At 69.7% G+C, this 18,701-nt stretch carries 21 protein-coding genes; 17 read left to right on the forward strand and 4 right to left on the reverse strand.

What is annotated here, in order from left to right:
* Window positions 1–23: 23 nt before the first annotated feature.
* Complete coding sequence (locus tag ACWD12_RS36540; RefSeq protein ID WP_450103206.1) at window positions 24–626, reverse strand: hypothetical protein; 603 nt, start codon at window positions 624–626, stop codon at window positions 24–26.
* Window positions 627–888: 262 nt separating this feature from the next.
* On the opposite strand from ACWD12_RS36540, the gene ACWD12_RS36545 reads away from it, so the two are divergent.
* From ACWD12_RS36545 to ACWD12_RS36565, 5 genes are all read left to right on the forward strand, one after another.
* Window positions 889–1,266, forward strand: a complete 378-nt coding sequence (locus tag ACWD12_RS36545; protein ID WP_450103207.1) for a hypothetical protein — start codon at window positions 889–891, stop codon at window positions 1,264–1,266.
* A 20-nt stretch (window positions 1,267–1,286) separates the two neighbouring features.
* A complete protein-coding gene (locus tag ACWD12_RS36550; RefSeq protein ID WP_450103208.1) occupies window positions 1,287–1,850 on the forward strand; it encodes a hypothetical protein in 564 nt (187 codons plus the stop codon).
* A gap of 14 nt (window positions 1,851–1,864) precedes the next feature.
* Complete coding sequence (locus ACWD12_RS36555) at window positions 1,865–2,302, forward strand: hypothetical protein (protein WP_450103209.1); 438 nt, start codon at window positions 1,865–1,867, stop codon at window positions 2,300–2,302.
* A 101-nt stretch (window positions 2,303–2,403) separates the two neighbouring features.
* The gene (locus ACWD12_RS36560) at window positions 2,404–2,706 is read left to right on the forward strand and encodes a hypothetical protein (protein WP_450103210.1); all 303 of its coding nucleotides are present in this window, start codon (window positions 2,404–2,406) and stop codon (window positions 2,704–2,706) included.
* A gap of 88 nt (window positions 2,707–2,794) precedes the next feature.
* Complete coding sequence (locus ACWD12_RS36565) at window positions 2,795–3,208, forward strand: hypothetical protein (RefSeq protein WP_450103211.1); 414 nt, start codon at window positions 2,795–2,797, stop codon at window positions 3,206–3,208.
* Between the two features lie 255 nt (window positions 3,209–3,463).
* On the opposite strand, the gene ACWD12_RS36570 is transcribed toward ACWD12_RS36565, so the two are convergent.
* Window positions 3,464–3,934: a hypothetical protein gene (locus ACWD12_RS36570; RefSeq protein ID WP_450103212.1), complete on the reverse strand. Its 471-nt coding sequence runs from the start codon at window positions 3,932–3,934 to the stop codon at window positions 3,464–3,466.
* Between the two features lie 191 nt (window positions 3,935–4,125).
* Between ACWD12_RS36570 and ACWD12_RS36575 the strand changes: the two genes are divergently transcribed.
* Window positions 4,126–5,820, forward strand: coding sequence for a helix-turn-helix domain-containing protein (locus ACWD12_RS36575; RefSeq protein ID WP_450103213.1), 1,695 nt, complete (start codon window positions 4,126–4,128; stop codon window positions 5,818–5,820).
* 327 nt (window positions 5,821–6,147) lie between these two features.
* Here ACWD12_RS36575 and ACWD12_RS36580 read toward each other — a convergent pair whose 3' ends face one another.
* Entirely contained in the window at window positions 6,148–6,717 is a 570-nt protein-coding gene (locus ACWD12_RS36580; protein ID WP_450103214.1) for a hypothetical protein, read from the reverse strand.
* A gap of 268 nt (window positions 6,718–6,985) precedes the next feature.
* On the opposite strand from ACWD12_RS36580, the gene ACWD12_RS36585 reads away from it, so the two are divergent.
* The 10 genes from ACWD12_RS36585 to ACWD12_RS36630 all read left to right on the forward strand — a co-directional run bounded on the left by ACWD12_RS36585 (window position 6,986) and on the right by ACWD12_RS36630 (window position 16,952).
* Complete coding sequence (locus ACWD12_RS36585) at window positions 6,986–7,309, forward strand: hypothetical protein (protein ID WP_450103215.1); 324 nt, start codon at window positions 6,986–6,988, stop codon at window positions 7,307–7,309.
* A 142-nt stretch (window positions 7,310–7,451) separates the two neighbouring features.
* Window positions 7,452–7,655, forward strand: a complete 204-nt coding sequence (locus ACWD12_RS36590) for a hypothetical protein (protein ID WP_450103216.1) — start codon at window positions 7,452–7,454, stop codon at window positions 7,653–7,655.
* Window positions 7,652–8,071 carry a hypothetical protein gene (locus ACWD12_RS36595; protein ID WP_450103217.1) on the forward strand — a complete coding sequence of 140 codons (420 nt, stop codon included), beginning with the start codon at window positions 7,652–7,654 and terminating at the stop codon, window positions 8,069–8,071. Before ACWD12_RS36590 ends, ACWD12_RS36595 begins: the two co-directional genes overlap by 4 nt.
* Window positions 8,068–8,610, forward strand: coding sequence for a DUF1643 domain-containing protein (locus ACWD12_RS36600; RefSeq protein ID WP_450103218.1), 543 nt, complete (start codon window positions 8,068–8,070; stop codon window positions 8,608–8,610). Before ACWD12_RS36595 ends, ACWD12_RS36600 begins: the two co-directional genes overlap by 4 nt.
* A 242-nt stretch (window positions 8,611–8,852) precedes the next feature.
* Window positions 8,853–9,923 (forward strand): tyrosine-type recombinase/integrase, encoded by a 1,071-nt coding sequence (locus ACWD12_RS36605; protein ID WP_450103219.1) that lies wholly within the window; start codon window positions 8,853–8,855, stop codon window positions 9,921–9,923.
* Window positions 9,920–10,252, forward strand: a complete 333-nt coding sequence (locus tag ACWD12_RS36610; RefSeq protein ID WP_450103220.1) for a helix-turn-helix domain-containing protein — start codon at window positions 9,920–9,922, stop codon at window positions 10,250–10,252. Before ACWD12_RS36605 ends, ACWD12_RS36610 begins: the two co-directional genes overlap by 4 nt.
* 25 nt (window positions 10,253–10,277) lie before the next feature.
* Entirely contained in the window at window positions 10,278–11,792 is a 1,515-nt protein-coding gene (locus ACWD12_RS36615; protein ID WP_450103221.1) for a hypothetical protein, read from the forward strand.
* 179 nt (window positions 11,793–11,971) lie between these two features.
* Complete coding sequence (locus ACWD12_RS36620) at window positions 11,972–14,296, forward strand: hypothetical protein (protein WP_450103222.1); 2,325 nt, start codon at window positions 11,972–11,974, stop codon at window positions 14,294–14,296.
* A 273-nt stretch (window positions 14,297–14,569) separates the two neighbouring features.
* Window positions 14,570–15,244 (forward strand): DUF5131 family protein, encoded by a 675-nt coding sequence (locus tag ACWD12_RS36625; protein WP_450103266.1) that lies wholly within the window; start codon window positions 14,570–14,572, stop codon window positions 15,242–15,244.
* Between the two features lie 604 nt (window positions 15,245–15,848).
* Complete coding sequence (locus ACWD12_RS36630) at window positions 15,849–16,952, forward strand: NADAR family protein (protein WP_450103223.1); 1,104 nt, start codon at window positions 15,849–15,851, stop codon at window positions 16,950–16,952.
* A 46-nt stretch (window positions 16,953–16,998) separates the two neighbouring features.
* Here the strand turns inward: ACWD12_RS36630 and ACWD12_RS36635 are convergent, their stop codons facing one another.
* Window positions 16,999–17,343 (reverse strand): hypothetical protein, encoded by a 345-nt coding sequence (locus ACWD12_RS36635; RefSeq protein WP_450103224.1) that lies wholly within the window; start codon window positions 17,341–17,343, stop codon window positions 16,999–17,001.
* A 304-nt stretch (window positions 17,344–17,647) separates the two neighbouring features.
* Between ACWD12_RS36635 and ACWD12_RS36640 the strand changes: the two genes are divergently transcribed.
* Window positions 17,648–18,469: a hypothetical protein gene (locus ACWD12_RS36640; protein ID WP_450103225.1), complete on the forward strand. Its 822-nt coding sequence runs from the start codon at window positions 17,648–17,650 to the stop codon at window positions 18,467–18,469.
* Window positions 18,470–18,701: the final 232 nt, after the last annotated feature.

The following is an 18,701-nucleotide window of genomic DNA, read 5'->3' on the forward strand; positions in this document are numbered from 1 at the left end:
CGCCACCGGGATCCTCATGCCGGTCAAGCACCGCCTCGTGCGCGTTCGACCCACTGCGCATGGATCTCGACAAGCTCGCCTGCACCAGGGTCTCGCCACCGGGTGAGTTCGGCGATCAGCGTCGCGTACAGGTCGCGCGCGGCTGTCGGGTCGCCCGCAGTGCCGGTCCAGCGGGCATGTTCCGCACGGGCGCGGATCGTGATGTTGTGCCGTGGGCCGTGGAGACGGGCCAGGTCGGGAGTGAGCTCCGCGTACAGGTCGCGGGCTGCGGCCGGGTCACCGGCCTCGCCGGTCCAGTGCGCGTGCTTGACGCGCCAGAACAGCGAGGGCCCGAACAAGCGCTCAAACAGACTGCTGTGCTCGGCGACGATGTCCGCAAGCAGATCGCGGGCTTGCGCCGGGTCGTCAGCTTCGCCCGTCCAGTGCGCGTGCTCGCCGCGGATGCTGAGCATCTCCGGATCGACCGGCCGGTACACGCGTGCCGCGTCTGTGACGAGCGCCGCAGACAGGTCCCGGGCACCGGCCGCGTCCCCGGCCACGGCTGTCCAATAGGCAAGGGTGCCGCGCGCTTCCAGAGTCTCCTCGTCGCCCGGTCCCCGGGAGCGCGTCAGCTCCTCAACCAGCACACGGAGCTCATCTCGCCCCGCCACCGCACGATCCTGACGCTTCGCTGCGTCTGCCGATCGCGCCCCGGACGAAGGCAATTGCCCATCCCCCAACATGCACACCCCGTCTGCTGCCTCGGCCTCACGCCGGAGCGCGAGCACCACACCTGTTGCAGACGTTACAGCCCAGTCCAAGCCACTGAGCTGCGAGAACTCTGACGAGGGCAAGCCCCATACACGGCGACCCCAGGAGAAAGCGGCCATTGCGCACTTGGGCAAGGACGTGGAGAACCGGACCCGCCGCACGAACTACCGCGGCCTGGTCCTCATCCACGCCGGGGCCCGCGCCGACCAGGACGCGATGCGGAACGTGCCCGCCGACCTCGCGGCTGTGATGCCGAGCCGTGTGGTCGTCGCCGTCACCCGCATCACCGACGCGCACCCGGACTGCGGCGGCACATGCAGCACCTGGGCCCAACCCGGAGCGTCCTGGCACTGGCGACTCGCCGACACCGTCGCCCTCGCCACCCCGGTCCCCGCGTCCGGCGCGCAGGGCCTGTGGATCCCCGACCCGCAGCTGCGGCGCCGGGTCGCCCACGCCCTCCCCGCCCACGCGGCGGCGTGCCTCGCACCGCTGCTCTCCCCCGCCTCAACCCCGTGATCGGAAGGACCACTCTGCGCATGGTCACCCAAGGCCGCTCCCCCGGACCGATGTTCACCCCGACCCGGACGGCACTGCTGGCGGCCCTGTTCGCCCCGGCCCCGCACTACGCGGCGTCCGACGGCCGGACGCACGACGGCGGCGCGGAACACGCCACCGTGCTCGCCGCCGCCCACACCGCGAACCTGCTCGCCGCCACCAATGCCGCGCCGCACCGCGCGGTCGCCGGACTGGACCGGCCGCACGCCTGGACCGGCTACCCGATGGTGCCCGCCTCCGCGTGGCGTCTGCTCCCACTGTCGCCGTCCGCGACGGCGTGGCTCGGGTCGGGGGTGTGGCTGCGCCACCAAGCCGACCCCGTCGCCGGGGCATGGCTGCCCGGCACGGTCCGCAACACCTTGACCGTCGTCGCGCCGTGCGACTGCGGCAGCGTCCGCGAGCGCATCTGCCGCGACGTGTTCGCCCTGGCGGCCGCGCTGGACGCCGCGTTCGCCGCCGACCGGCCGTGCGACGGGTCGTGCCCGCGCCGGGACGCCCGGCTGCGCGGACAGGCCGCCCGGCTCACAGGCAACACCCACCCGTGAAGGAGCCCGCCGTCATGACCACATCCGCCGGAGCGCGCATGGCCGCCACTTACGCCCTGATGAGGGGCGCCGCAGACGTCGCGGACCACTGGGTCCAGACCGACGCCCAGGCCGTCACCAAGGGCGCCCAGGGCAAGCAGGCAGCCGTAGGCCGCGCCGCATGCGGGCGCCACGTCGCGGCCTACGTTGCCGTCCAAGGGCTCGCCCTGCTCGCCGGGAACCGGGCGCTGGACCTCGGCCTCAGCCGACGCCGCATCGCCGTGGCCTTGGCGATCAGCGCCGTCACGCATTACGCGGCGGACCGCCGCGAACCCCTGAAGCGGCTGGCTCACGCCACCGGCAAGGGGAACTTCTGGGACCTGGCTGCGCCGCTCGGGGGCGCGTACGCGCTCGACCAGGCCTGGCACCACGGCGCCGAGCTGGTCGCCGCAGTCGTCGCCGCCCGGCGCTGAACGGCCGACCGCAACCGATCCACCCTGCGGGCCACTTCGCACCAGCAAGCCCCGCCCGCGCATCCGGCGCGGGCCCGGAATACCCAACGGAGACCACCTTCATGGCCAGCTACACCCTGCGCGTCGGCGACAGCACGACGCCGGTCGACCAGCAGCCGTGGCAGATGGACGGCGCGTTCTGCCCCGAGCCCTCCCCCGAACCGTGCGGCCTCGCCGCCGCCAGCGGCACCAGCCACTGGACGTGCACCAGCGAGACCACCACGGTCCGCACCTACACCTACCGGTGTCTGGCGGGACACACCTGGACCCGCACCGTGTCCGGGCACTGCCCCGACCGGCTCGCCGACAACAACGCCGCCGCGGACACCGCGGCCGACCAGGCCGTGCGGCTCGCGCACGCCTGACCACGCCCTGGGGCGGCCGTCTGACCCACCAGATCTGTCGGCCGCCCCAGGCCTCCCGCAACCCAAACGAGCACAGGAGATCGCCAGCATGACGTCCCCCGACGCCGACCGCACCGCATTCCGCCGCACCCGCCGCGCCCTCGACTGGAAGACCGTCGAGGACGGCGCCCGCCTCGAGTACACGCCCGTGAGCGGCCCGCCGGTGATCGTGCGCATCACCGGCCGCACCGCCGAGGAACTTCTCGCCCACCCGACCGGGCGGCGCCGCGCCGGGGACGAGCTGGTCATCCCTCGCGCCGACGTCGACGCCGGACGCGTCGCCAAGCCGCGGGCCGTCAAGCGCGTCATCGGCTACGCAGAAGTCGTCGGCGGGATCCTGGCATGGTGCCGCTGCTGCGACTGGGAGGCCGACCACACCCAGTCGACGAAGGCCGCCGCCGAGTACGTGTTCATGACCAGGCACGCCCTCTGCCCCGGCGCCGGAACGGAGGCAACCCGGTGACCGTCCCCGCGCGAGCTGTCGAGGAGTTGATCGGCGCCGACCGCGCCGGACTGTGGGCCGTCGACCCGGGCCCCGCGAATACACCGACCGCGACAGCCTGGACCCCGAGGCGGCGCTGCGGTGAGTGTGGGCGCAGGCCGACGCGGGCGACCCGCTGGTGCTGGCCGGCCCGGGCCAGGTCTGGCGGCCAAGGTCTGCTCGTCACCCTGCGCTAGGACGCGCCAAGGCGGACGCGAGATTGGGAGGGGCGCGGAATCAGAGGCCCGAGATCTCGCAATAGGGCGTCTTGTAGGCGTCGAACTTCTTGCACACCGCGAACTGGGTGGTCTTGATCTTGGTCCAATACCCGCGCTCGTGGTACGTCTGACCCCGCCCGTTGAAGGACACGTGGTATCCCGTGTCCGGGAACGTGAACGCGTCGACGTCGACTCCGCTCCCGTAGCCGCCCTCTTGCTGATCCTGACTCAACGGGCGCTGGTCACACGCGAGGATGCGGTCCCCGGAGGCGTTGTCGCCGCCGTCCGGATTCCACACCCTGCACCGGTGCGGCCCCGTGCCGAGGTCGATGGTGTAACTCATCAGCTTGGTCTGCTCGTTGCGCACCCCGCCGCAAAGCGAGCCGGCGCATCCCTCCGCGTGTGCGGGTCCGGCCGGCAGGACACCGGCCAGCAGCGCGGCCAGCGCGACACCCGAAACCTTTGCGACTGTCGAAGATCGTGGAGCCATTGGGTTCCCCCTCGTCGTTCCCGGCCCCCCTGGGCCGGTCGGTCCAACTGTGGAGGGCCCGGCGCGCTGTTGCCGAGAATTCCGTGTCCCACGTGACGGTGGGACGTACGCAGGCTTCTGGCCTGCCGGTTCGGCACCGGAACGGGACGTGGTTGGGATACTGGGCGATCACCGCGTCACGGGGAGGGTGTTTGGACAGGGGTGAAGCGGCCCGAAAGTTGTCCGCGCTGCTGGCCGAGTTGAAGCGGCGCAGCGGTCTGAGCTACCAGGACCTGGGGAAGCGGGTCTTCACCAGCAGTTCCACGCTCCACCGCTACTGCAGCGGCCAGGGCACACCGCCCGAGTACGACCTCGTCGTGCGCGTCGCGGGAGAGTGCCGGGCAAGCCCCGAGGAACTCAACGATCTGCTGGCGTACTGGCGTGCGGCGACCGGGCAGGCACCGCAGGTCCACGACCCGGCCACCGTCGAGGCGCCGCCGCCGGCCCCGCCTCCGGTGACGGATGCGGGGGAGCCGCACCGCATTTCCCCGTCGGCGGACACGCCGCGGGGTCCCGACGCGGGGGTGCTTCGGCGCCGCCGACGAGTGGCGCGCGTGGTGTTCGCCGCGGCGACGGTGATCGCCCTCCTCGGCGCCGTGGTGTCGAGCGCACCGCGTGACAGTCGCCCCCCGGCCGCCGCGGCACCGGCCGGGATGACCAGTTGGAGCCAGAACCCCAGCCCGATACCGCGCGAGTTGTTCGGGGTGACGATGAACAGTTCCAGCGGTGCGCTGCCCGATTTCCCCGTCGGCGGAGTACGGCTGTGGGACAGCGAGACGCGCTGGGCTCAACTCCAGCCGGCCCGCGGCCAATTCGAATGGTCCACCTTGGACCGGCTGCTCGACGCCACAAGTCGGGAGGACCTGCCGACGTTGTTCGTGTTCGGCGGAACACCCACGTGGGCCGCCCCCGACGCCCGGAAAGCCGCGTATCCGGACGGGTCGCGCGCCGCGCCTCCCGACGATCTCGCGGACTGGGAGGCATTTGTGCAGGGGCTCGTACGGCACGCGGGCGCGCGCATCGACGCGTACGAGTTGTGGGTGATGGCCAACCACGAACACCACTACAACGGCCCGGTGGAGACACTCGTCGAGATGACCCGCCGCGCCTCCCGCATCATCAAGGCACAGGACGAGACAGCCACTGTGGTGTGTCCGTCCGTCACCGCCTTGTGGACCGAGGAGTCGCACGCGTTCATACGCATGTTCGCGGCGTTGGGCGGATACCAGTACTGCGACGCAGCCGGCGTCAAGCTCTACCAGGAACGGGTCACCGACCCGCCCGAAACCATGCTGACCGCCATACGCAGGGTGGATCTGACCTTCCAGCAGGCTGGGTACCACCTGCCGTTGTGGAACACCGGGACCACCCAGACACTGCAGCTCAACGCCCCGCTCGATCCGGAAACCGCCGCGGACTACGCGGTGCGCTTCTATCTGACCGGCCTGTTCGCGCGCAATCGCGGCGTGCAGCGCATGTACTTCTACGCCTGGGGAAACGGGAAGATCCCCCTCGTCCTCCAGGCCGAAGGACAGCCCCCGACCAAGGCCGGCGCCTATGTCGGACGCCTGGGCGAGTGGCTCACCGGCGCGCTTGTCCGCGGCTGCGGCCACGGCCAGGACCTCCGACTGCCACCCAACGTGTGGCAGTGCGAGGTCATGCTCCCGGACGAGCACGGGACGCTCCGGTCCGCACGCATCAGCTGGACCCACGGCGGCACGGCCGAAGTCCCGGCGGGGCAGGGCGCGGAGCGCGTCCGCCGCCTCGACGGGACCGAGGAGACCGTCCGCTCCGGGGATGTCATCACCGTCACGGGTCGGCCGGTGCTGATCGACTACCGCGGCTGACGTCGCGGCGGCGGGGCTCCGGGGATGTGGCGGTTTGCCGCGTAGGGTGAGGTTTGCCGGTGATCGTCGTGAGGCCTGGAGGCCGCATGACCGGGACTGCGGTGGAAGACGGACGACACCGCGGCGCGGCTCCGTCAGCCGCTTTGGCGATGATCGCGCCGAAGTGCGGCGTACAGGTCGACCCTCGACTGCGACTTCCCCATCCGGCCTCCCACGGCAAAAGCACACTTCACCGTCCCACCGCAAGGCCCCGGGTGACGTCAAAACACACCCGCCCAAGTGACCGCGGCCCAGCCCGGTTCACGCGTGAGCGCACTGAACCAGTCTTTAGATGTTGATGGAGTCGAAGTAGACGACACCGCGAGCTTTGTCGAGCAGGAACGACCATGACGAATCGGAGTCGACCTCCCGTACCATCGCGTCGTCTTCGCACCATGTGCCGCTCTCGCCCACGGCAGCAACCAGCGGCTTGGGAACGTCCGTGGGGCTAGCGCCGCACGAAGCCCAGGCATAGCGGCTGGTAAGTCTGTCCAGGTCGCCGGGAGACAGCTTGGCCACACCGACCACCCTGACGTCTGTGGGTCCGGGGACACCGACACGCCCCGGGACGTTGCCCCACGCGGAGCCGATCCAGGTCACCTCGGCAAGCGTGCCCAGTTCGGGGAACCGCGCCTCAATGGGGGTGTGATCCGTCCGGACCTCGGCCAGGAGGTAGGCGTTGACGGGAGTGGACTTCTCAGCTTCACAAGAGACGAGTGCGGCAGCGACAGCGGCGAGCAACGTCGTGTTCCTCAGCATCGGCGCGCGGCTCATGCTCCCCCCCAGTACGGATGCCGTGTCGGCGTCGACACCGCATGCAGCGATCACATCATGTGCGGCGCAGTCGGTCGTCAGCATCAGGTAGCTGGTTCGTCTGCGCCTCAGGAACGAGCACGAAGGCAAGCCCGGTCCCCGCGGAACACAGCACGCCACAAACAAGTGCTCTCCGCCAATATCGCGCCGCCACGGCCGCTACGGCCGCTGCTGGCCGTGCGAAGACGCCGACAGCTGACCAGCGCGGAACAGCACTGCCGCTCCTGGCGGTTCCCTGTGCCGCCCCACCGCATGGCGGTGGGGCGGTGCGGAGGACCGGACAGCCCGGCCCGACACCACCTCAGGAGCAAGAGTGATTCCCACCGTTCGCGATATGGAGGCCGTCCACCACGGCATCGCCGTGGCCGCGCCCGGCGACGACGACCACACGCACGGGTTCCTGGCGTTGGGGCACCACAGCCCGCGCCGGGTCCTGGCCGCGTTCCTCGCCCTCGACAAGAGCACCTACGGCGAACTCCCCGCGGCCGCGCGGCTGGGCCCGCTGGTTCCCGAAATCCGGCACGCCTGGGGCGTCTTCACCGCCGGCACCGACGAGGACAACCACGTCTGGACCTACCGGCCTCTCGCCGAACACGTCCCCGGCGCCGTGCCCGTCACGGTCCTGGACCTGGTCTGACCGCACAACCACACCCGCCCCCGTGCGCGATGCGCGCAAGGGGGCGGGACGTTACGTCGGGGCGGCCGCCTCTCCCGCAAAGACAGTCGGCCGCCCCAGCCCGCCCTTCAAGGCCCAACCTGGAGAGAGCAGGAACCCCAGCATGACGCACGTTCACCGCACGCCACAGACCCCGCTGCCCGAGAACGCCGATCCGATCGCCCGCACCATCGCCGGCCTTCAGGCCGACACCAGCAACGACGGCTTGATCGCCCGGTTCGGCGACCGGATGGCCGCCCGCTACCAGGCCCGCCAGGCCGCCGAAGACGCCGCGGTCACGGCGGGCACCGAGAGGCCGCAGCTGTGACGACGCCCGCGCGCTCCTGGCGCATCGACACCGTCCTGGGACCGCACGGCGCCGCCGAAGCCGTCCACGCCCTCGCCGCTACGTACCGCCGCCACGACCTCCTGGACGAGGGCGCGGCGTTCCGCGCCGCGTGCGAGCTGGCCGCCACCGGCACCGCGTGGCTCCTCGCCCGCCCCAGCCAGGTCTGGGAACTGGGCGACGGGCTCGTCCCGACCGCCGAGACGCCCCATCGGATCCGGATCACCAAGGTCCTCCCGGCCTGCGCCGCGCGCCCGATGCGGGTGAGGTTCATCGACTTGGCCCGCCGCCGCGTCCCGTGGCGCAAGGCTGGCCACCTGCGGGTCGACGACCTGGACGCCTGCTACGCCCTCACCGCGTGGCCGAACCCGCCCACCCGCAAGGAGGCGACCCCGTGACCGACTCCCCGGCACTGTTCGACCACGCCCCGGCCGCCGAACCCGTGGTGCACCGGTCCGCGGTGCTCAGCCCGTGCGGGACCTACCGCTACGAGCTGACCCGCCGCTGGGCGCCGGGCCCGGCGGTGGGCTGGGTGATGCTGAACCCGTCCACCGCCGACGCCCTCAGCGACGACCCCACCATTCGCCGGTGCGTCCGGTTCGCGAAGGCGTGGGGCTACGGCGGCCTGGTCGTGCGCAACCTGTTCGCGCTGCGCGCCACCGACCCGGCCGAACTGGCCCGGCACACCGACCCGATAGGCCCGTACAACGACGCGTACCTCGCCGAATGCGCGGACGATCCGTTGACCGTCGTGGCGTGGGGCGCACGCGGCGGCGACCGCGGCCGCGACGTCCTGGACCTCCTCGAACGCCTCGGCGTACAGCCGCACCAGCTGGCCGCCACCGACGACGGGCAGCCCCGGCACCCGCTCTACCTCAAGACCGGCCTGGTGCCGGTTCCACTCTTGTCGGGTGACAGGACGGGGGCGACGCGGTGACCACGACGACGATCGAGTGGACGCGCGGCGACGACGGTTCGCCGGGCGCGACGTGGAACCCTGGAGCAGGTTCCGTGAGTTCCACGCGGCTTGCTGTCGTGCTGCGGTGTCCGTCTGGCCTGTGGCCTGGGCGTGACTCGTTCGGGTGAAGCGTTCAGGAAGCGCTGAAGAGGTTTCACGATTCCTGGTTGCCTGCCTGTGAATCCCGATGGATCGGGTCGCATGGTGAGCTGGGGGCGCGCATGAGCTTGGCGGCGGTACGTGCCCTGCGCCCGGAACTGCGGCTGACGACCACGGCCGAGGTCGAGGCCTTCGAGCAGGATCTGCTCTCCGAGTTTGTGCTGGCCAGAGCGTCAGCGGGGATGGTGGACAAGACGATCCGTCAGGACCTCTCCGCGATCTGTGAAGTGCGCGAGTGGCTGGGCCGGCCTCTGTGGGAGATGTCCCCGCAGGATGTGGACCGCTTCTTCGGGGGCAGCCAGCGCGCACTTCTGCAGACGACGAAGGTGAGGAAGGCTCAGGCGCTCGCGATCTTCTTCGAGTTCCTGGAACTGCGTCATCAAGCGGAGATCCACGCGGCAACGGGGGTGGTCGTCGAGTCGCCTCTGGACGAGGTGAACCGGCCCCGCGGCACGGTCAACATGCGGTTGCGGATCCCGCCGAGCGCTGCAGAGGTCGAGCGGTTGTTCGGCGGCTGGCGCGACGACCTGGAGTCTGCACGCAAGTACGCGCCTACGGTCCGCAGCTACACGGCCATGCGGCTGACCAGCATGATCGGTCCCCGGGTGTCGGAGTTGTGCCTGGCCGATGTGTCGGACATCCACTGGCACCTGGGGCGCTTCGGCAAGATCCTCTTGAAGGGCAAGGGGACGCGCGGCCGCAAGAAGGAGCGCCTGGTGCCGTTGATCAACGGGGCGCGGGAGCTGTTGGAGTGGTGGGTTCAGGGGCCGCGATGGGAGTTCGACGACGAGGTCAACCGCCCCGGTGCTCCGCTGTTTCCGTCCGAACGCCGTGAGCCCGATGGAACGAGCAGGCGCGTCGACGACGACACGTTGCGGAACTCCCTTGCACAGAAGGCGGCGTCGCATCTGCCGGGCTACCACAGTCGGCTGACTCCGCACGTCCTGCGGCATTTCGCGGCCTCGGACCTCTACTTGTCGGGCATGGACATCGTTGCCCTCCAGGAACTGCTCGGGCACGAGTGGCTCCACACGACGATGATCTACGTCCACGTGACCAAGACGCACATCGAGGATGCGTGGCTCCGCGCGGGCCAACGCGCAGGAGCACGCCTGGAAGGCAGCCTTCGATGAAGTGGAACCTGCGGATGATCGCCGCTCAGCGGGACATCTGGAAGGCCAGCGAACTCAAGCGGCTGCTTGCCGACGCCGGGCTGGTGATCAGCGCCGGAAAGATGTCCGGCCTGTGGTCCGGCCAGCCGGTCAGCATCCGACTCGACGACCTCGATGTCATCTGCGCCGTCCTCAACTGCACCCCGGCAGACCTGCTCGTTCCCGAACCGGAGAAGGCGGCAGAACGCCGGGCCCAGGCCGACGGCGTCGCGGCCGCACCGGCTGCAGGAGGCGACCGTCCGCAGCCGATCGTGCGACGCCACCTCGGCCGTTCGACACCACCGCGCTGATCAGATGCCTCGTCCGCGACGACCCGTGTCCAGTTGCAAGGACTGCCTGGCCTGGGGTGACCACTTCTATACGGACGTCTGTCAGGCCTGCCACGGCTGGGCACACGTCTATGCCGTGGACACCTGCCGCTGCTGCCAACGGCAGATGGCCTGCAAAGCCGGCTACTGCCGCCCATGCCGCGTTCAGGCGAGTTTCAACCATCCGTCCGGCGACAAGACAAGAATCGACCTGAGCACGCCGACGAAGACCGGCTATCAGCTGCGGTTCGCGGACATGGTCCGAGCGGCACGGCTGCCTGCGAAGCCTGCGCCGGTGCTGACCGCTGCCCCGGGTCCGCGTCTGGTCCGGCCTCGGCCGAACGTTGAGCAGCTGACGTGCTGCACGGTCCCACGCGACATCCGCGGCGTCCGTTTTCGGGGCCTGACGCTCCCCCATCCGGAGTTCACCGCGTTCGTCCTGGCCCGAGCGGAGGAGTTCGCGCAGATCCGAGGCTGGTCGAAGGTGGTCCTGCGGCTGACCAAGCGGGGGCTGACCATCCTCACTGCGACCCACGAACCCTTTGAGCCGATCCTCGCGACCACGGTCGAGCAGCTGACCGACCGCAAGCTGCCCGCCAAACGTGTCAAGGAGGTGCTTGCGGACCTGGAATTGCTGCACGACGACCGCCAGGACGTCCTCACCAAGTGGGTCGGACGCCAGTTGGCCCGGCTGCCGCCGGCCATTCAGGACGAGGTCGGCCAATGGGTCGCGCTCATGCGCGACGGCAGCACGCGAGCCCGCCCCCGGGCCCGGCAGACAGTGCTCAACCACGTACGTCTGGCCGCCCTCTTCTTGGCCTGGGTCGTCGCCGAACGCGGCTATACAACGCTGCGGGAGGTGACGCATGAGGACTGCCAGCTCTGGCTCGACGGCCGCGCGCGGGATCGGGCATGGGCCATCGGCGCGCTGCGGTCGCTGTTCACGGCGCTGAAGGCCCGAAGGGTGATCTTCACGAACCCCATGCGGCAGATCCTCTTCGGCAGAAATCACCGCTCGATTCCCGCACCTCTGGCCCCACATCGGCTGGCAACTGCAGCCGCGAGCGCTGCGGACGACCCGCTTCTGCGCATCGTCCTTGCGTTGGCGGCCATCCACGCTGTCACTGCGGTGGAGATCCGCTCGGTTCGCATGGAGGACGTCGACCTTACAAGCAACCGCATCACGCTTCGCGGCGCCAGCCGCCCGCTTGATGCTTACACCCGCCAGGCGCTGGTCGACTATCTGCGGCTGAGGCACGCGAAGTGGCCCCGGACAGCGAACCCGCACCTGCTCGTCAACTTGACGACCGCCAACGAGACCGGCCCAGCCACCCACACATGGCTGACAGTTCGCCTCCGTGATCTGGGCCTGACCATCTCGGAACTTCGGACCGACCGCATCCTTGACGAAGCCCAGGCCACACGCGGCGATCCTCTGCACTTGGCCACGTTGTTCAACATGACCACGAGCGCTGCTGTTCGCTACACCGGCGTCGTCCACGGGCGCGATGCCACGAGCTGAACCAACTGCCGGATCCCGATCCTGAACTGGCGTGACCCCGACGGGATGAACGCCACGGACCACCTGTTGGGCGTCCCGGGAGACAGCTTCGTGCCGATCTCGTCGGGGCTGTCGTTGTCGGGTGGTAGAACCTCGATCGTTGCCTGCAACCCACAGCTTTCCCGAGGGGCGAAGTCGCGATGGCCGAGATTCAAGTCGAGGTGACCGACGGTCCGTTCGCTGGCCTTCCGGCGGTGCTGGTGTCACATGTGGACGATCGGGTGCGGGTGCACGTCAACCTCTTCGGCAGAGAGACACCGTTGGAGCTGCAAGATGACCAAGTCCGCCTGATCGGGATTGCCGGGGCGGAAGGTCCACGCACAGCTGGTGTCGAGGGCTCCTCCCACGCGTCCTTGCGTGAGCGGATCGTCGCGGAGCACGAGCGACTCGCTGCCACCGAGACCTTCAGGTTCTTCCTGGAACGCGTCGACGAAGCCGAGACCAACCTGGCCTGCGAGTGGGACTCCTACCTCGCCCATCGAGACGAGACGGAGACCCGGGTGCAGGAGCACCTGCACGCAGCTCTGGACGAGTTCGACCGGCAACTCGCTTCCCTGCCGGTCGCCGAAGCTGAGCACGTCATCGCCGGTGACGTCGCGTTCTGGCATCCGGGCACGATCGCATCCTCGGAGCAGCGTGCCGCCTTCCCCGAGCCCGATGCGGAGCAGCGCCTCCTTGCCGCCATCGTCGGCGAGCCGCTCGGCGTCTCGGCTCACGAGCGGGCGCGCGAACGCCTTGAGCAAGCGCGGTTGGCCGCCGAGGAGCGGGACTACGAGCGATGGAAGGCGGACCTGTCCCCCGACGAGCAGCAGGGATACCCCTCGCGGGGCAACCCGGCGCGGTACGCGTACGCCCGGGCGCCGCGGCACGACGTGAGCCTGCCACCGGACCGCAGCGTCGAATGGGCCGTCCGTTCCGAATGTGGAGTCGGCAGCGGCCCGATCCCGCAGGAGGCGCTCGACGCGGTGGAGGGGCTGAGCCTGAACCTGCACCGGCCCGCCGATCTGACGCCGCTGCTTCAACTGCGCAATCTGCGGCGGTTGTCCGTGAAGTCGGGCCCTGGCCTCGACGTCGCAGCGCTCGCCGCGGTCCTGCGTCCTGCGCGCAAGCTCCGGAGCCTGTCGATCGAGGCCCCGGTCCGTGACATCGATCCGCTGGCTCGGCTCACGCAACTGCGGCTTGTACAGCTGGACGACACTCGGATCACCGACCTCGCGCCGCTGTCCAACCTGACGCGGTTGTCAATATTGTCCGTCTCCGGCGGTCCTCTCTCCGATCTGTCCCCCGTGTCCGGGCTGCGTCTCGAACGCCTGTTCATCGACGGGACGCAGGTCAGCGACCTGACACCGCTGGCCGGCATGGCAACGCTGGACGCCCTCGGCCTCTTTGGCTGCCCGGTCCGCGACCTGGACGTGATCGCCACGCTGCCGGCGTTGCGCTTCGTCCGCCTGCCCGGAACCCGGCTCGCAGACATCGGTGGCCTTCCCGAACGGTTTCCCGGCGTCACCTTCGACACGGTGGGTGAACACGCGCCGGCCACGGAGCCGTTCGTTGGCGGCTATTCGGCAGCGGCCGCGCCCGCGGATCCGATCCCGGATCCGGTCGCGGCCGACCTGCGCGCCGCGTTCCACGCGGCCGGAGACGACTACCAGCGGCGCGGGCGGTTGGAGCGGGCGATGCTGGCGGCCCGACGCGTCGACCTGGTCCAGGAGATCGTCGACACCCATCACGACGGCCAGCGTTCGACCGTGGCCGGACTGTTTCTGCGCGGCGGTGTCGGGGACGTTCCCTTCCCGGACAACCCCTGGGGTATCCCTGCGGACGCGGGCCTCGCCGAGGCGCTGACCCAGGTGTTTGCGCCGGTCGCCGGGTTTGCGCCCCGGTTCGTCGCCGCCGCTCACGACCGGACCCTTGGCCTGGCCCTGCTGCTTGACGAGAACGACACCCCCGCCCTCGGCTACCTCACCTGGAAGCGCGGTGACGACGGACCCGAGCAACTCGCCGCCACTCCAGACTCCCTCGAACGCTTCGCTGATCCGACACGGGACTTCCATCTGTCTCTGGTGGTCGGCTCGGCTCCGTATATCGCTGATGCCACGGCCGTCGTACCGCTGCTGTCCGGTCCGGTGCCCCGGCCGGTCCGTGACTTCTGGGCCATCCATTACAGCCTCGGCAACGGCTGGGAGAGCATCGGCGGCGGCCTGGACTGCAACACCCTGGAGTTCCATGATGGCGACAGCTGGAGCGTTGTCGCCGAACGCCTCGGCGGCCTTCCCCCGGATCGGTTCGTCCACTCCGTCGGCAGCGCCAACTACGACATCTACGTCCTCGACCTGCACATGCTCGATGCCGGCGGCAACCCCACCGTCGCGCACTGGGCGTTCAAGGAGCGGCAGCTCGATGGCCACAGGCAGTACTGGGAGTGGCTCGACACCACCGGAACGAACCTGATCTTCCGTACCTGACGCACGGCCACATGGACCTGGCGCGGCGGCGGTCCCTCGGAGCCGGATCGAACACAGAGCCTCCGGGCTGCCCCTGATCATCCGACGACACGTCAACTACGCGGCGGTTCTTCGCCAGCCGGTCGATCGCCCATCCACCAAGTTGCGGAGCCGGGTTCAGAGATAGGTACTCAACCGCAGCCGGAACAGCACCTCCTTCGCGGCGTTCCGGTTCGAGAGCTGAACCCAACGTCATCTCTTCTGTCAGCCGCGTTCCGCCCGCGGGTTCGCATGATGCTCCCTACAGAATTCCTGAACTCACGGGAATCGGTGACCGGATGCGACCGTATTTCGGCTGGTTGCGATCACTGCTATGCCCTCACCCTGGCCAAGCGGCTCAAGGCGATGGGCTCGGCGAAGTACCGGAACGACGGCGACCCACGCACCTCCGGCCCGGGCTTCGGCGTCACCGTGCACCCCGACGCGCTGGCCGTGCCGTACCGGTGGCGGAAGCCGCGCCGGGTGTTCGTCAACAGCATGTCCGACCTGTTCCACGCCCGAGTACCCGAGCCGTTCATCCACCAGGTCTTCGCGGTGATGGCCGACACCCCCAGGCACACCTACCAGCTGCTGACCAAGAGGTCGCGCCGGTTGCGGCGCCTGGCCGACCGGCTGGAGTGGCCAGCCAACGTCTGGGCCGGGGTGTCGGTGGAATCCGCGAAGGAACTGCACCGGGTCGACGACCTGCGGCAGGTGCCCGCTGCGGTGCGGTTCTTGTCGCTGGAGCCACTGTTGGGGCCGCTGTCCGCGCTCGACCTGGACGGCATCGGCTGGGTCATCGTCGGCGGCGAGAGCGGCCCCGGCTACAGGCCGGTCCATTTGGACTGGGTGCGGCAGATCCGCGACCTGTGCGCGGCCACCCGCACCCCGTTCTTCTACAAGCTTCTCTGCACCAACGAACGGACGTAGGCGGTGAGTGTGCTTCTGATGCAACTTCCGGTCCACTGGCGCGAGATCGTTGCTTGAGTTCATGAACTGTGTTGATCTTGGGCTGATAGCGTCCGCCGCCATGGGCGTTGCCAGAGACAACTTTCCGAGCCGCACCCCCGTCGGCGCCGCTCTCGGTGCCGTGGTGTGCCTATTGGCTGTCCTGGGGTGTTCCTCGTCAACACCGGCGGCCAGCACCCCGAGGTCTTCCTACGAACTGGGATATGACACGACGAGTGGCTTTGCTCCGATCAGCCAGGCCAACGCCGCAGGTTGGTGCGAGATGATGCTCGAAATAGGCGTGCAGCTGGATCCGGTCACCGACGCCGCCAAGTGGAAGCGTGGGTGCCTTGACGGGCTCGCACTCAAGCCGCGTCGGCCTTGATCCTGGCTGATCACGTGACCGCGTTCCCGGGCTGGGTGGCTGGCCCCAGGTGGCCGTGCCCCGCTTGCTGACTGTGCCTCGGCGCGCGCAATCGAGAGGACCCACAGGTCAGCTCGCCAGCGCTCGGCGCCGCGCAGGTGACCAAGATCGTCGTCGGGGCGGTAGCTTGCCTGAATGACGTGGCGGGGACCTACATATCGAATGGTGGATGGGGAGCGGATCGACGGCACGTGGTGTCACGTCTGGCGGCGGTATCTGCCGGAAGGCGAGTACTGGGTGGAGGATCTGGTCGTTTTCGCCGACGGCGCGATTGTGTGCGGGGACCGCTACGACCTGGACGGTCTGGAGAAGGCACTGGCGGGCGGCCGCATCGCCGTGACGGATCCGGGCCGTCCCCCGCTCCCCGATGAACCGTCGAAGTGGCTCTCGCGGCGGAGCGAGCCGCTGACCTCCGTTGGGTTCCTCGTGGATGTCGCAGACCGCATCGAAGCACTGAACGGACGGCCGACCGCAGCACAGCGATGCCGGGATGCGATCCACAGTTATCAGGAATCGCCGACCGAGGAGCGGCGGTCGGCTCTGCGCGACGCCTATCTCGCGGTGCCGCCGCACCTGCGGATCTACGTCCTGGGAGACATGGACAACCAGGACCGTCCGCTGCGCCTCCTGTCCACCGACATCGGCGAGGCGGTGAGCGGGGACGGCCCGGTGGCTACAGCGGACCTGCACCAAGGCGCGCTGGACTACTTCAACCGCATATCCGCAGCGGTCGCCCGCGAGCAGGACCGCCGTGCCGTGCAGCACGCCGACGAACCCGAGGAGGCCGGCCGGGCGGTCGTGACCTCGCATCAGACCAGCTATCCGGGCGAATGGCCCAAGGTTCCGGGCCTGTTCGCACTCCGCAACGAGTACCCGGTCCCGCTGGTCTACGGCGGTAAGACGTACGCGTCCGTGCTGCACGCCTATTGGGCGCTGTCGGCCGCCGACACCGACGACCACGACAGGATCCGTGACGCGGCGACCCCGAGCGAGGCACACGAACTCGGAGGGCAGGCGGTGCGGCGCGAGGACTGGCCGCTGCTGCGGCTGTCCGTCATGGCTGCCTTGCAGCGCGCGAAGTTCATTCAGCACCCGAGCCTTGCGGAGGTCCTGGTCTCCACCGGGGACGCGAGGATCAGCTACACAGGATTCTCGGAGTCCCCGTTCTGGAGGGACGGGTCCGACAATCGAGGGCGCAATTGGATGGGCCGCATCCTGGAACTCGTCCGCTCTGAACTCGTCATGAGCCGCTCGCAGCCGGGATGAGTCGTGTGTGCCAGGGCCACCCCTTGCTCTTGGCCCCGGGCGGAAGTCAGTCGAGCGCGGACCGACGCGTCTCGATGGCCAGGCGCGCCGACCGCCAGTGCGCCTCGAATTCCTCTGCGGAGATGTACTCGGGGCGATCGTCAGCCGACCAGTCCTCTTCCTTCCCGGCCTGCCCCTCGGCGGTGCACCCGTACTTGGCGGTGTACACGCCTGCTGCGTCCCAGCCCCGGGTATCGCGAATGTGCTCGAACTCAGCGAGTGAGGCTGCCGCTATCGCGCGTCGATTTGGCCCTTCCAGTTCCACCTGCCGGGTTGTCCAGCCTTCGGAGTCGACCTCGTAGAAGAACCAAGTGTCTTCCTCATCGAAGTAGTAGCGCAGATGGCGAAGCATTGGTCGATCATGCCAGCAGCCACCAACGGCAAGTACTCCCGGACCTCGGCTCCCTGGCGGCCACGCAGAGCGCAGCGGTAGTCGGGAGAACGGTCCCCGCCACCGGCCGGTCGACCGGGACTGGGTCCGGCAGATCCGCGACCTGTGCGAATCCACCCGAACCCGTTCTTCTTCAGTGGGGCGGACACCGCCCTACCGACGCCGGCCGCCTGCTGGACGGCCGCACCTGGGACGAGATGCCCATAACCGCGGCCGCGCCGCCCGCGTTGCACCCCACGACCACGCCGACCCCGGAGGGGAACCCGTGACCAGCACCTACCTGCTCACCCCGTACGCGACCGAAAAGGACGCGGCGGCCGGGGCCGCTCCCCTGCCGCGCGTCCAGGTCGGCGACGGCATCCTCGAGGTCCTCGCCGAGATCCGGCCCTGGTTCGACCGCCGCGACGCCGCGGTGGTTCACGTCGACCGCGACGGCGTCCGCGTCGCCCGCATCACCGCCGCCGCGCTCGCCGCCGAGACCGGCATCACCTTCACCCGCCCCGGGCACGCTGACCCACGCCCGCAACCGGCGGCCAACCTCTTCCAGGCGGTCCTGTTGGCGGGGGCCCACCTCGCCGCAGGCCCCGCCGACGCCCGGACCAGCGTGCAGCGCGGCGGGGCGTGGCTCCTGTCCGTCGACGCCAGCGACTTCCCCGGCCTGGCCGACCCCGCCGACGACAAGCCGGACCCGGCGCCGTGGCCGGACTGGGGCTCTTGGCGAAACCACCCGCCCGGCGACTACGTCGCGGCCGTCATCGAGAGCCTGCACGACGGCTTCGGCTGGACCATCGCCGAGATGTCCGACCACGGGATCCGGATCGACCTCACCCCCAAGATCCCCGAACCGCACCGCACCTGGCACGCGATGACCGACGAAGACGCATGGCTGGCGATGTTCACCCCCGGCCGCGGCTGGGAGTACGGCGTCGCGTTCCTCCGATCCGACACGGCCGCCGCGCGCACCGGACGCGAGTTCCCGCTGCCGCTGCCCGCCGACCCCGCCCACCCGGGCGACGTCGCCGTCTACCTGAACCTCGCGCTTGAACACGGCACGGCGCACCTGACCGGCGCCCGCTCCGACGGCTAGCCCCTCACCGTTTTGCAGCGCGACGTACGCCAACACGGGCCCCTGCCACCGGTTTGCTCTGGTGGGCAGGGGCCCTTTCTGCGTTTGGAGGTTCGATGCGAACCTCTAGCGAGGGCACGAGGCGACGCGTCTCTCCACGGCCTGGTCGGCCTTTACCGCGGTAAAGCCAACCCCTGTGCCCCGGATGATCGGAGCAGCAGCGGCGCCGCTCCACTACTGCGGAGTAGAGCTG

The sequence above is a fragment of the Streptodolium elevatio genome (assembly GCF_053592165.1).

Excerpts from the sequence above, each read along its gene's own strand:
- ACWD12_RS36590 (WP_450103216.1), top strand. The coding sequence starts at position 7,452 with ATGACGCACGTTCACCGCACGCCACAGACCCCGCTGCCCGAGAACGCC.
- ACWD12_RS36605 (WP_450103219.1), top strand. The coding sequence starts at position 8,853 with ATGAGCTTGGCGGCGGTACGTGCCCTGCGCCCGGAACTGCGGCTGACG.
- ACWD12_RS36625 (WP_450103266.1), top strand. The coding sequence starts at position 14,570 with ATGCTCCCTACAGAATTCCTGAACTCACGGGAATCGGTGACCGGATGC.
- ACWD12_RS36555 (WP_450103209.1), top strand. The coding sequence starts at position 1,865 with ATGACCACATCCGCCGGAGCGCGCATGGCCGCCACTTACGCCCTGATG.
- ACWD12_RS36610 (WP_450103220.1), top strand. The coding sequence starts at position 9,920 with ATGAAGTGGAACCTGCGGATGATCGCCGCTCAGCGGGACATCTGGAAG.
- ACWD12_RS36630 (WP_450103223.1), top strand. The coding sequence starts at position 15,849 with ATGGTGGATGGGGAGCGGATCGACGGCACGTGGTGTCACGTCTGGCGG.
- ACWD12_RS36570 (WP_450103212.1), bottom strand. The coding sequence starts at position 3,934 with ATGGCTCCACGATCTTCGACAGTCGCAAAGGTTTCGGGTGTCGCGCTG.
- ACWD12_RS36580 (WP_450103214.1), bottom strand. The coding sequence starts at position 6,717 with ATGCTGACGACCGACTGCGCCGCACATGATGTGATCGCTGCATGCGGT.
- ACWD12_RS36560 (WP_450103210.1), top strand. The coding sequence starts at position 2,404 with ATGGCCAGCTACACCCTGCGCGTCGGCGACAGCACGACGCCGGTCGAC.
- ACWD12_RS36635 (WP_450103224.1), bottom strand. The coding sequence starts at position 17,343 with ATGCTTCGCCATCTGCGCTACTACTTCGATGAGGAAGACACTTGGTTC.
- ACWD12_RS36565 (WP_450103211.1), top strand. The coding sequence starts at position 2,795 with ATGACGTCCCCCGACGCCGACCGCACCGCATTCCGCCGCACCCGCCGC.
- ACWD12_RS36550 (WP_450103208.1), top strand. The coding sequence starts at position 1,287 with ATGGTCACCCAAGGCCGCTCCCCCGGACCGATGTTCACCCCGACCCGG.
- ACWD12_RS36620 (WP_450103222.1), top strand. The coding sequence starts at position 11,972 with ATGGCCGAGATTCAAGTCGAGGTGACCGACGGTCCGTTCGCTGGCCTT.